Origin of the sequence: Pantoea sp. GbtcB22 (assembly GCF_019091025.1) — a bacterium.
GTDB classification, from domain to species: Bacteria; Pseudomonadota; Gammaproteobacteria; order Enterobacterales; family Enterobacteriaceae; genus Pantoea; species Pantoea leporis.
Genome location: NZ_JAGXKB010001010.1, coordinates 1 through 230, shown reverse-complemented (window position 1 = coordinate 230; position 230 = coordinate 1). Strand labels below are relative to the sequence as shown.

Sequence of the window (230 nt, the reverse complement as noted above, 5' to 3'; positions counted from 1 at the left end):
GTGCGCCATTGTGCGGCGGCAGCGCTTTGCCATACACGCCGGTACTCAGCAGCGACAGCGGATGCATCGCTTCATCAAGCCGCAAGCCTTCCACATAGGGATAATCCAGCCCTCCGCCGATAAAGCGATCTTTCTGACCCGGCATTTGGTCAGGTGCGTACAGCGTTTCAGACGCCACAAAGCGCGCATTGCTGGTGGGTTCAGCCAGTTTGAGCAGCTTGTTGAGTTCA

General features: G+C 57.4%; 1 protein-coding gene. It reads right to left on the bottom strand.

The features are described from left to right. Positions 1-230 (bottom strand): molybdopterin-dependent oxidoreductase (locus KVT28_RS27340; RefSeq protein ID WP_217551490.1); only part of this gene is annotated, 230 nt, incomplete at both ends.